The 11,480-nt window shown below is 68.4% G+C and carries 13 protein-coding genes; 10 read left to right on the forward strand and 3 right to left on the reverse strand.

Annotation, left to right across the window (positions count from 1 at the left end):
- Positions 1-73: 73 nt before the first annotated feature.
- The 7 genes from KHC28_RS18140 to purB all read left to right on the forward strand — a co-directional run bounded on the left by KHC28_RS18140 (position 74) and on the right by purB (position 6,823).
- On the forward strand, positions 74-1,090 hold the full coding sequence (locus tag KHC28_RS18140) for a P1 family peptidase (protein WP_214009725.1): 1,017 nt from the start codon (positions 74-76) through the stop codon (positions 1,088-1,090).
- Positions 1,091-1,253: 163 nt separating this feature from the next.
- Complete coding sequence (locus tag KHC28_RS18145; RefSeq protein ID WP_214009726.1) at positions 1,254-2,453, forward strand: quaternary amine ABC transporter ATP-binding protein; 1,200 nt, start codon at positions 1,254-1,256, stop codon at positions 2,451-2,453.
- Between the two features lie 12 nt (positions 2,454-2,465).
- A complete protein-coding gene (locus KHC28_RS18150; RefSeq protein WP_214009727.1) occupies positions 2,466-3,314 on the forward strand; it encodes an ABC transporter permease in 849 nt (282 codons plus the stop codon).
- 69 nt (positions 3,315-3,383) lie between these two features.
- The gene (locus KHC28_RS18155) at positions 3,384-4,250 is read left to right on the forward strand and encodes a glycine betaine ABC transporter substrate-binding protein (protein ID WP_376772744.1); all 867 of its coding nucleotides are present in this window, start codon (positions 3,384-3,386) and stop codon (positions 4,248-4,250) included.
- A 235-nt stretch (positions 4,251-4,485) separates the two neighbouring features.
- A complete protein-coding gene (rpe, locus tag KHC28_RS18160) occupies positions 4,486-5,172 on the forward strand; it encodes a ribulose-phosphate 3-epimerase (protein WP_214009728.1) in 687 nt (228 codons plus the stop codon).
- Positions 5,173-5,202: 30 nt separating this feature from the next.
- Complete coding sequence (locus tag KHC28_RS18165) at positions 5,203-5,415, forward strand: hypothetical protein (RefSeq protein WP_246565026.1); 213 nt, start codon at positions 5,203-5,205, stop codon at positions 5,413-5,415.
- A gap of 100 nt (positions 5,416-5,515) precedes the next feature.
- Complete coding sequence (gene purB / locus KHC28_RS18170; protein WP_214009730.1) at positions 5,516-6,823, forward strand: adenylosuccinate lyase; 1,308 nt, start codon at positions 5,516-5,518, stop codon at positions 6,821-6,823.
- Positions 6,824-6,898: 75 nt separating this feature from the next.
- Here the strand turns inward: purB and KHC28_RS18175 are convergent, their stop codons facing one another.
- The 3 genes from KHC28_RS18175 to KHC28_RS18185 form a co-directional block, all read right to left on the reverse strand.
- Positions 6,899-7,528, reverse strand: a complete 630-nt coding sequence (locus KHC28_RS18175) for an SH3 domain-containing protein (protein ID WP_214009731.1) — start codon at positions 7,526-7,528, stop codon at positions 6,899-6,901.
- Positions 7,529-7,688: 160 nt separating this feature from the next.
- A complete protein-coding gene (locus tag KHC28_RS18180) occupies positions 7,689-8,717 on the reverse strand; it encodes an SH3 domain-containing protein (protein WP_214009732.1) in 1,029 nt (342 codons plus the stop codon).
- 155 nt (positions 8,718-8,872) lie between these two features.
- The gene (locus KHC28_RS18185; RefSeq protein ID WP_214009733.1) at positions 8,873-9,196 is read right to left on the reverse strand and encodes a DUF1476 domain-containing protein; all 324 of its coding nucleotides are present in this window, start codon (positions 9,194-9,196) and stop codon (positions 8,873-8,875) included.
- A 315-nt stretch (positions 9,197-9,511) separates the two neighbouring features.
- On the opposite strand from KHC28_RS18185, the gene purC reads away from it, so the two are divergent.
- The 3 genes from purC (at position 9,512) to purQ (ending at position 11,453) form a co-directional block, all read left to right on the forward strand.
- On the forward strand, positions 9,512-10,321 hold the full coding sequence (gene purC / locus KHC28_RS18190) for a phosphoribosylaminoimidazolesuccinocarboxamide synthase (RefSeq protein WP_213360731.1): 810 nt from the start codon (positions 9,512-9,514) through the stop codon (positions 10,319-10,321).
- Between the two features lie 180 nt (positions 10,322-10,501).
- Positions 10,502-10,744, forward strand: a complete 243-nt coding sequence (gene purS / locus KHC28_RS18195) for a phosphoribosylformylglycinamidine synthase subunit PurS (protein ID WP_213351488.1) — start codon at positions 10,502-10,504, stop codon at positions 10,742-10,744.
- Between the two features lie 10 nt (positions 10,745-10,754).
- Positions 10,755-11,453: a phosphoribosylformylglycinamidine synthase subunit PurQ gene (purQ, locus tag KHC28_RS18200; RefSeq protein WP_214009734.1), complete on the forward strand. Its 699-nt coding sequence runs from the start codon at positions 10,755-10,757 to the stop codon at positions 11,451-11,453.
- The last annotated feature ends 27 nt before the right edge of the window (positions 11,454-11,480 follow it).

The raw sequence follows: 11,480 nt of genomic DNA on the forward strand, positions 1-11,480 counted from the left end.
TGCGGCGATTTCCACCATCGCCGGGATGTGATGGCCGCGCGGACGCGCGGAACAGGAGTGGGAAGAAGGGTCGATGCGCAATCTGATCACCGACGTCGCCGGGCTCAAGGTCGGCAACGCCACCGACCTCGCCCTCGCCTCCGGCGTCACCGCCGTGGTGTTCGACCGGCCGACCACCGCCTCGGTGGACGTACGCGGCGGCGGACCGGGTACTCGTGAGACCGACCTGCTCGCCGCCGACACCACCGTCGACGCCATACATGGCCTGACGCTCAGCGGCGGCTCGGCCTTCGGCATCGACGCCGGCGCCGGGGTGATGGCCTGCCTCGCCGAGCAGGGCATCGGCTTCGCCATCGGCGACGCCCGCATTCCCATCGTACCCGGCTGCGTGCTGTTCGACCTGTTGAACGGCGGCGACAAGAAGTGGGGACGCTTCGCGCCCTATCGCGACCTCGGCTACCGCGCCGCCGCCGATGCGGGCCTCGATTTCCCGCTCGGCACGGTGGGCGCCGGCACCGGCGCCACCACGGCGATCCTCAAGGGCGGCCTCGGCTCGGCCTCGGTGCGGGCGGCGAGCGGCCATATGGTCGGCGCCCTCGTGGCGGTGAACGCGGTCGGCTCGGTCAATGTCGGCGATGGCCCGCATTTCTGGGCCGCGCCCTTCGAGCGCGACGGCGAGTTCGGCGGCCTCGGCCTGCCGAGCCCCCTGCCCGCCCCGCGCCTCGCCCCGCCGATGAAGGGCATGCCGACGGTCGAGGAACCGGAGGCGGCGACGCTCGCCAACACCACCATCGCCATCGTCGCCACCGATGCCCTGCTCACCAAGGCGCAGTGCAAGCGCCTCGCGGTGATGGCGCAGGACGGGCTCGCCCGCGCCATCTGGCCGGTGCACACCCCGCTCGACGGCGACACGGTGTTCACTGCGGCCACCGGGCTGAAGCCGCTCGCCGAGCCGGTGCGCGACCTCGCCTGGCTCGGCGTCGCCGCCGTGGAGGCGCTCGCCCGTGCCTGCGCCCGCGGCATCTACGAGGCGACTGCCCTGCCCCAACCCGGCGCGCTGCCCGCCTGGCGCGACCGCTGGGCGCGCTGAGGAGGTATCATCGCCGGGGCGACCTCCCAGCTTATTGCGGCCGGCGCAATAAGCCGGAGCCGATGACACGGTTTTGTCGTGTTTCGTTACCGCAACTGTCGCATCCGTCCAATCGACGGGGCGGCGATGCGCCGGACACTCTCTTTAGAAAAAAGAGGGGCGCATGACGCAGAGCCGGCCTCGCATCAGGGTCAACGGACTGACCAAGATCTTCGCCGACCGGCCGGAGGCGGCGCTGTCGCTGCTGAAGGCCGGCCAGAGCCGCGCCGAGATCCTGAAGGCGACCGGCGCCGTGGTCGGACTGCAGGATGTCAGCTTCGACATCGCCGAGGGCGAGATCCTGGTAGTGATGGGGCTGTCAGGATCGGGCAAGTCGACCTGCCTGCGCTGCATCAATCGGCTCATCGAGCCCACCGCCGGCTCGGTGCTCGTCGACGATGTCGACGTCACCAAGCTCGGCGAGCGCGAGCTGATGGAGTTCCGCCGCACCCGCTTCGGCATGGTGTTCCAGCAATTCGCGCTGTTCCCGCACCGGACCATCGTGAAGAACGTCGAATACGGGCTGGAAATCCAGGGCGTACCGACGGCTCAGCGCCGCGACCGGGCGATGGCTGCCATCGAGACGGTGGGCCTGAAGGGCTGGGACCAGCATTATCCCTCGCAGCTGTCCGGCGGCATGCAGCAGCGTGCCGGCCTCGCCCGCGCGCTGGCTCTCGATCCCGACGTGCTCCTGATGGACGAGGCGTTCAGCGCGCTCGATCCGCTGATCCGCCGCGACATGCAGGCCGAACTGGTGGCGCTGCAGAAGCGGCTGAAGAAGACCATCGTCTTCGTCAGCCACGACCTCGACGAGGCCATCGCGCTCGGCGGGCGCATCGTGCTGATGAAGGACGGGCGCGTGGTGCAGCAGGGTTCCGCCGCCGACTTCCTCGCCAACCCGGCCGACGACTATGTGCGACGCTTCGTCGAGCATATCGACGTGCTCGGCGTCGTCACCGCCGGCGATGCCATGCGCACGCCCTCCGCCGTGAAGCCGTGGCACGCGACGGCGGCGGAAGCGCTCGCCAGCCTCACCCAGACCGGCGAGCCGGTGGTCACCGTGGTGTGCCATGAAGGCCGCTTCCAGGGCACGGTCGATGCCGAGGCGCTGAAGGGGGCCGGCGAGACGCAGCTGCGCCTGCTGCTCAGCGACGCCGACGCCTGCGTGCCAGCCTCGGCGACGCTGAACGAGACGGTGGCCAAGCTCGCCGGCGGGCGCGGCGAGATCGCCGTCATCGATGCCGACCGATCCTTGCGCGGGGTGATCGCCAATGCCGATCTGGTGGCGACACTCGCCCGTCGCCGCACGCATCCGGTTCAGTGAGGGAGACCGGCCATGGCTTTCGAGATTCCCCGCATCCCGCTCGCTGAGTGGTGCGACGTCGCGCTGGACTGGGCGACCGCGCATTTCTCCGGCGTCACCCGCGCGCTCAGCGCCGTGGTCGGCACCGGCATCGAGGCGACCACCGACTTTCTCGTCGACCTGCCGCCCTGGCTGGTGATCGTCGCCTTCGGGCTCGGCGTGTGGCGGCTGACCACGGCGCGCATCGCGCTGTTCAGCGTGCTCGGCTTCGCCTTCCTGTGGAACCTCGATCTGTGGCGCGCCACCATGCAGTCGCTGGTGCTGGTGCTGGTGTCGACGCTGTTCGCGCTCGCCATCGGCATACCCATCGGCATCGGCGCGGCGGTGAGCAAGCGGTTCTGGCGCATCGTCGCGCCGGCACTCGACATGATGCAGACCATGCCGAGCTTCGTCTATCTCATCCCGGCGATCCCGTTCTTCGGCCTCGGCGCGGTGTCGGCCTGCTTCGCCACCATCGTCTTCGCCATGCCGCCAACCATCCGGCTCACCGCGCTCGGCATCATGCAGACGCCGCCGGAACTGGTGGAGGCGGCGGACGCCTTCGGCTCCTCGCGCTGGCAGAAGCTGTTCAAGGTGCAGCTGCCGCTCGCCATCCCCACCATCATGGCCGGCATCAACCAGACCATCATGCTCGCCCTCTCCATGGTGGTGATCGCGGCGATGATCGGCGCAGGCGGCCTCGGCGGCGAAGTGTGGAAGGCCATCCAGCGGCTGGAGGCCGGACAGGGCTTCCAGGCCGGCATCGCCATCGTGGTGCTGGCCGTCATCCTCGACCGCATCACCCAGCACGTCGCCCGCCACATGCGGCGCGACAAGGCGTGACCACGACCAACGGACGCGGTGCAACGACTTCCGGCAGCAATCTTCCCCCTTCCAGACTGGAGACCGCCTATGTCCATCCTCGGTAGACTAGCGAAGACGGCGACCATGACGGCCGCCCTTGCCGCCACCGCCCTCGGCCTCGCCTTCGGCCCCGCGCAGGCGGAGAAGAAGGACCTCACCATCGCCTATGTCGAATGGTCGGACGCGGTGGTCGCGACCAACATCGTCAAGGCGGCGCTCGAGGAGAAGGGCTACAAGGTCAAGATCGTGCCGCTGTCCGGCGCCGCCATGTGGCAGGCGGTCGCCACCGGCGAGGCCGACGCGATGGTCGCCGCCTGGCTGCCGGCGACGCATGCCGCCTATTACGCCAAGCTGAAGGACAAGGTGGTCGATCTCGGCCCGAACGTCACCGGCGCCAAGATCGGCTGGGCGGTGCCGACCTATGTCGACATCGCCACCATCGAGGACATCAAGAAGGACCCGGCCAAGTTCGGCGGCAAGGTGATCGGCATCGATCCCGGCGCCGGGCTGATGAAGGCGTCGGAAAAGGCGATCAAGGACTACGCGCTGCCGGTGAAGCTCGTCGAGGGTTCGGACGCCACCATGGTGGCGGCACTGAAGGACGCCTACGCCAAGAAGGAGCCGATCGTCATCACCACCTGGACGCCGCACTGGATGTTCGCGACCTGGGACCTGAAGTACCTCGCCGACCCCAAGGGCGTGTTCGGCGGCGAGGAGACGGTGAACACCGTGGTTTCCACCAAGCTGAAGGAGGAGGCCCCCGAGGCCTTCAAGATCCTCGACAATTTCAACCTCTCGCTCGCCGACGAGCAAGCGGTGATGGTGGAGAACAACAAGCCCGGCGCCGATCCGGCCGCCACCGCCAAGGCCTGGGTCGCCGCCAACAAGGCCAAGGTCGAGGCCTGGTCGAAATAGTCCGCCCGGCATCCGAACGGGCCGGTGCCTCGCCGATCCGGCGCCCGCCCGTTCCCCGCGCTCCTCCCACCTGAAAGGCCGGGCTTGTCCCGGCCTTTTCCTTGCCGGCCTTTTCCTCTCCGTGGCGAGGCGGCGTCATTGCATTGCCCGGACGCGGATGCTACGGCGCCGCCATCGGCAGGATTGGCCAAGCGAGGGCCAAGGCGACCCGCCGCGACATGCTGAGGAGACCGCCATGGCCGCCCATCCGATCCTCGTCGCCCCCTCCATCCTGGCGAGCGACTTCGCCCGTTTCGGCGAGGAGGTGCGCGCCATCGACGCCGCCGGTGCCGACTGGGTGCATATCGACATCATGGACGGGCATTTCGTGCCGAACATCTCGTTCGGCCCGGATGTGGTGAAGGCGATCCGCCCGCTGACGGCCAAGTTCTTCGACGTGCATCTGATGATCGCGCCGGCCGATCCCTATCTCGAGGCCTTCGCCAAGGCCGGCGCCGACCTGATCTCGGTGCATGCCGAGGCCGGCCCGCACCTGCACCGCTCGCTCCAGCACATCCGCTCGCTCGGCAAGAAGGCCGGCGTGGCGCTCAACCCGGCGACGCCGGCGAGCGCGGCGGCGCATGTGCTCGACCTCGTCGACCTCGTCCTGGTGATGACGGTCAATCCCGGCTTCGGCGGGCAGGCCTTCCTGCCGGGAATGATGGACAAGGTGCGCGAGCTGAAGGCGATGATCGGCGACCGCCCGATCGAGATCGAGATCGACGGCGGCGTGACGGCCGAGACCGCCCCGCTCTGCGCCGCGGCCGGCGCCACCGTGCTGGTGGCCGGCTCGGCGGCGTTCAAGGGCGGCGCCGAGGCCTATGCCGGCAACATCGCCGGCATCCGCAACGCCGCGGCGCGCGAGCGCGGCGAGCTGGTCTAGACCGGGACGAGGTTGGAAATGGAAACCGCCGTGAACGGAGACGAACTCCGGAAAATCCTCTGCCGTCTCGAAATGGGCATGGTGCTCACCGTGCCGGACCGGTGGCTGGACCGCAACATCACCGGCACCCGCGTGAGCCGCGCCCTGCTGGTGGAGGAGATCGCCCGCCAGTTCCATTGCGTCTGCTACCAGGAGCCTGATGGCATCCGGTTCGAGCGCCAGGGCTTCTCGTTCACCGGCTGAACGGGTGCGGCAGGGAGATGTGATCGGCAGGATGGCATTTGTCGCGCCCCCGCCGATCTGCTAATGCGCGGCGACCCATAGATTGCCGAAAGAGCCGCCCGTGATCCCGCGCTATACCCGTCCCGAAATGGCCGCCATCTGGGAGCCGCAGACCCGCTTCCGCATCTGGTTCGAGATCGAGGCCCACGCCACCGACGCGCTGGCCGAGCTCGGCGTGGTGCCGAAGGAAGCCGCGGCGAAGATCTGGGAGAAGGCGAAGGACGCCACCTTCGACGTCGCCCGCATCGACGAGATCGAGGCCGTCACCAAGCACGACGTGATCGCCTTCCTCACCCATCTCGCCGAGATCGTCGGGCCGGAGGCGCGCTTCGTCCATCAGGGCATGACCTCGTCCGACGTGCTCGACACCTGCCTCAACGTGCAGCTGGTGCGCGCCGCCGACATCCTGATCAAGGACGTCGACCGGCTGCTGGCGGCGCTGGAGGCCCGCGCGTTCGAGCACAAGCTCACCCCGACCATCGGCCGCTCGCACGGCATCCATGCCGAGCCGACCACCTTCGGCCTCAAGCTCGCCCAGGCGCATGCCGAGTTCCAGCGCAACCGCGCCCGGCTCGTCGCGGCGCGCGAGGAAGTCGCCACCTGCGCCATTTCCGGCGCGGTCGGCACCTTCGCGCAGATCGACCCGCGGGTGGAGGAATATGTAGCCGCCAAGCTCGGCCTGAAGGTCGAGCCGGTGTCGACGCAGGTGATCCCGCGCGACCGTCACGCCGCCTATTTCGCCGCGCTCGGCGTCGTTGCCTCGTCGATGGAGCGCGTCGCCATCGAGATCCGCCATTTGCAGCGCACCGAAGTGCTGGAAGCCGAGGAGTTCTTCTCCGAGGGCCAGAAGGGCTCCTCGGCGATGCCGCACAAGCGCAACCCGGTGCTCACCGAGAACGTCACCGGGCTCGCCCGGCTGGTGCGCGGCATGGTCACGCCGGCGCTGGAGAACGTCGCGCTCTGGCACGAGCGCGACATCTCGCACTCCTCCGTCGAGCGCGGCATCGGCCCGGACGCCACGGTGACGCTCGACTTCGCGCTGAACCGGCTCGCCGGCGTGGTCGAGAAGCTACTGGTCTATCCGCAGAACATGCAGAAGAACCTCGACCGCCTCGGTGGCCTCGTTCATTCGCAGCGCGTGCTGCTGGCGCTGACCCAGAAGGGCGCCTCGCGTGAGGACGCCTATCGGCTGGTGCAGCGCAACGCCATGCCGGTGTGGCGCGGCGAGGGCGAGTTCCAGTCCCTGCTGACCAACGATGTCGAGGTGCGCAAGTACCTGTCGGAGGAGGAGATCGCCGAGAAGTTCGACCTCGGCTACCACCTCAAGCATGTCGACACCATCTTCAAGCGGGTGTTCGGCCACGCCTGACGCCGAGAAGCCGTCTCAGCATCTGCCGTCAAGAAATTGGGCTGGCTCGATATTCGTGCCAGCCCTTTTCTTGTCTCACGGACGGCGCATGCCACCGATCTGCGGCCGGTACATCACCGGCCGGGGTCCGGCATAGCCGCCGCGCCAGCCGCCGCCGCCGCCACGGTAATAGGCCGGACCACCGCGATAATAGGCCGGGCCTCCCCGCCAGCCGGCGCCGCCGCGGTAATAGCCCGGGCCTCCCCGCCAGCCGGGGCCGCCGCGCCAGTAGCCGGCACGCGGCCCGTAATAGCGGCCGGGCCCCCAGTAGCGGTAGCGCGGGCCGCCCCAGTAGTAGCCGGGACCGCCCCAATACCCTCCCCAGCCGGAGCCGACGCCGACGCCGAGCGCGAAAGCGCCGACGCCCAGCGCGGGATCTCCGTAATAGCCGTCGTAATAGCCGGGGCTGACGGCGACGCGCGAGCCGCCGAAGGCAAGATAGCTGGCGCTGACATAGCCGCCGCCGACCTCGCACCAGTTGTTGCCGGTGCAGCCGCCGACATTCACCTGCGCGCCGGCCGGCAGGGTTGCGACCACCGGGTAGCCGGTGCCGGGGCCGCTGCGCACATTGAGAGCGTTGACGACGGTTGCCGGCCGCGCCTCGGCGGTGGCGATGCCCGCCACCAACAGGCCGATGGCGGTCAATACGGTCATCCGGATACGCATGGATACCTCCCTCGCGGGCGGCTCCTAAAGCTCCGCCCCGCTGCCGGCGAAAGCCGGCGACGATACTGTGCCCGCGATAACGCCGCATGGGATCACAGGTTTCATTCCACCAGCGTCACGAATGCGCGACCGACCCGGCAAAGGCGCGAGGAGTCGGCGCTCAGGAACGAGCCGGCAGCGGATAGCCCGGCTGCGGGCTCACATAGCTCGGGCGACCGCCCCAATAGCCGGGGCGTGCACCCCAATAGCCGATCGTCGTCACCGGTGCGGCAGCCCGGCGGCGGGCGGCGTTCCGCAGGGGTGCGACGGCCGGCGCGCGCCCCACCAGACGGGCATTCACATAGCCATATTGCGTGCGGCACCACTCGCCGGAGCAGGCCTCGACGGTGACCGGGAATCCGGCCGGCAGCGTGCCGAGCAATTGGTAGCTCGTGCCCGGACCGCCGCGCACATCGGCGACGCCGGAGGTCGTGACACGGCTGTCGGCGGCAGCGCCCGGCGCATAGGCACGGCCCACCGGCATCGGGGAGGCCGTCGCGAGACCGGGCGTCACGTAAGCCGCAGTGGGGGCGCCTGTTGCCGCGGGCGCGGCGAAACCCTGCCCCGCGAAGCCCGCGGAAAGGGTGTCCTGGATCGCCGGATCGGGAATGAGCGGCTGGGCATCGGGAGGCAGCACAAGCCGCGCCGGCCCCCGTGACAGCACATAGATGCTGACATAGCCGCCCTCGACGCGGCACCAGCCATCGGCACAACCCTGCACCGTCACCGAGGAGGCGTCCGGCAGCGACTTGACGATCTCATGGTCGACGCCCGGGCCCGAGCGGACATTGGCGGTGCCGATGGTGGTACGGGTGCCGGTCATGGACACCGTCTGGCCGGAAGCGGTGCCCGCCATGACGGGCGCGACCGCGACCGGCGCCGTGAAGGCCGGCTGTGTCGTGCCGACCAGCCGGCCGGCATTCACATAGCCATATTGCGTGCGGCACCAGCCACTGGAGCAGGCGGTCGCGTCGACCGGCGTGCCGGCCGGCAGCTGGCCGATCAGCGCATAGGCCGGCCCGGGACCGGCACGCAGCTCGGCGATGGAACTGGCGGTCGCGGGGACGGCAGCGGCCGTCGCGATTCCCACAAGACCCGTGCCGGCGAAGACCAGCCCGGCACGCAGCAACCATGACCCGACAACCCGCATCGCAACCTCCCGCATCGCCTCGCGCGGCGATCATCGTTCGAAATTACTATGAATTTCAAACTTTCGCAACGGAAGTCGATGAGAGCCGTCGATTTCGATGCTGCCGGCGCTCGGCGCGCCGGCAGCATGCAACATGGAGCGGGCCTGCCGGTGCCTCAGTGACCGGCCTTGATCGAGGCGACGGCCTCGCTCAGCAGTTCCTCCATCGTCCGGCGGATGCGGTGCTCGGAGATGTCGAGGCCCTTGGCGTCGAAATCGCCCTTCAGCTTGAGATAGATGTCCTCGTCGCCTGTGGCCTCGAGGTCCGCCTCGACCAGCGACTGGGCGTAGGCCGTAGCGGCGTCGCCGGAAAGCTCAAGCTTGTCGGCTGCCCACAGACCGAGCGCACGGTTTCGACGGGCGAGCGCCTTGAACTTCAGCGCCTCGTCATGGGCGTACTTCGCCTCGAACCCATCTTCGCGATTGTCGAACGTGCTCATGTGTCCCTCGCCCTGTCTGTTATGGCCTGCGGGGTTATGGTTCGCGGGCTTGATTATAGCGCACGCGTCCCCAAATCAACGTCGCCCGAACGTGGGAATGGCCCTTACGTCAATCTGCCGCTCCCAGGTACGGGAACGGCGCGGACGGCGCGTTTTGGCCGCCCTGCCCGTGCATTGCGTTGTATCGCGGTCGCTGATCGGCTAGTGTCCGGATGCGGGAGCTTGTGCAGCGCGATACGAATCGGCCTTGCACGTCGCAGAGCGAGCACAGCCAGCCCCAGCCGTGGACCAGTTAGAACCGGAGCCCCGGCACCGATGGATTTCCTCAATCGACGGTACCCCCCCATGAGCCGCCGCCGCCGCATTTACGAAGGTAAGGCGAAGGTCCTTTACGAAGGCCCCGAGCCTGGCACCCTGATTCAGCACTTCAAGGATGACGCCACTGCTTTCAATAACAAGAAGCACGACGTCATCGATGGCAAGGGCGTCCTCAACAACCGCATCTCGGAATACGTCTTCCTGAAGCTGAACGAGATCGGCGTCCCGACCCATTTCATCAAGCGGCTGAACATGCGCGAGCAGCTCATCCGCGAGGTCGAGATCATCCCGCTCGAAGTGGTGGTACGCAATGTCGCCGCCGGCTCGCTGTCGACCCGCCTCGGCATCGAGGAAGGTACCCAGCTGCCGCGCTCGATTATCGAGTTCTACTACAAGAACGACCAGCTCAACGACCCGATGGTGTCGGAAGAGCACATCACGGCGTTCGGCTGGGCCACCACCCAGGAGATCGACGACATCATCGCTCTCGCGATCCGCGTGAACGACTTCCTCTCCGGCCTGTTCCTCGGCGTCGGCATCCGCCTCGTCGACTTCAAGATGGAATGCGGTCGTTTGTGGGAAAACGACATGATGCGGATCGTCGTCGCCGACGAGATCAGCCCGGATTCCTGCCGCCTGTGGGACATCAAGTCGAACGACAAGCTCGACAAGGACCGCTTCCGTCGCGACATGGGCGGCCTCGTCGAGGCCTATTCGGAAGTCGCCCGCCGCCTCGGCATCATATCGGAGGGTGAGCGCGCCCAGCCGGCCGGCCCGGTGCTGGTGAAGTCCGAGCCCGAGAAGTGAGATCCGGCCGGCGCGGCAGCACGTCGCGCCGGCCGACCTCTTCGCAGGCCTGCTATGTCGCGCCGGGGCATTGAGCCCTGCGTCATCCGATGCTAGGCGGGGGCCGAAACGCCCCCGTTTCTGTTTTCCGCCGGTTTCCCAGCATCGTCCCCGGCGACGATCGATCTGAAGAGTGGTTCCATGAAGGCGCGCGTCCTCGTCACCCTCAAATCCGCGGTCCTCGACCCGCAGGGCAAGGCCATTGAGGGCGCGCTGCGCTCGCTGGGCGTACCCGGGGTCGCCAGCGTCCGCCAGGGCAAGGTGTTCGACGTCGAGCTCGACGGCGGCGACAAGGCGAAGGCCGAGGCCACGCTGAAGGAAGCCTGCGAGAAGCTGCTCGCCAATACGGTGATCGAAACCTACCGCATCGAATTCGTCGGGTGAGGCCGCACCGATGAAAGCCGCCGTTCTCCTCTTCCCCGGCTCGAACCGCGAAGGCGACGTCGCGCGCGCCATCAAGCACGTCACCGGCGTCGAGCCGGCGATCGTCTGGCACGCCGAGACCGCCCTGCCCGCCGGCACCGACCTCGTGGTGCTACCCGGCGGCTTCTCCTATGGCGACTATCTGCGCTGCGGCGCCATCGCCGCCCGCGCCAGCATCATGGATGCGGTGCGCGCCCACGCCGCGCGCGGCGGCCTGGTGCTCGGCATCTGCAATGGCTTCCAGATCCTCTGCGAAAGCGGTCTGCTACCCGGCGTGCTGGTGCGCAACGCCCGGCTGCGCTTCATCTGCCGCGAGGCGCTGCTCAAGGTCGAGCGCAACGACACCCCGTTCACCCGCCGGTACGGCAAGGGTGCTGTCGTGCGCTTCCCGGTGGCGCATGGCGAGGGAAACTACACCGCCGACGCCGAGACGCTGGCCCGCCTCGAAGGCGAGGGCCGCGTGGTGTTCCGCTATGTGATGGCGGACGGCAAGCGCGACGACACCCAGGTGCTGAACGGCGCCGCCAACTCCATCGCCGGCATCGTCTCCGAGAAGCTCAACGTGCTCGGGCTGATGCCGCATCCTGAAAATCATGTCGACCCGCTGGTCGGCCCCACCGACGGGCGCGCTTTGTTCGAGAGCATCGCCGGGATGCTGGAGAAGGCGTGACCGCCTTCCGGCCTCCCTCGCCTGCCC

The sequence above is a fragment of the Ancylobacter sonchi genome (assembly GCF_018390695.1).
Lineage (GTDB): Bacteria > Pseudomonadota > Alphaproteobacteria > Rhizobiales > Xanthobacteraceae > Ancylobacter > Ancylobacter sonchi.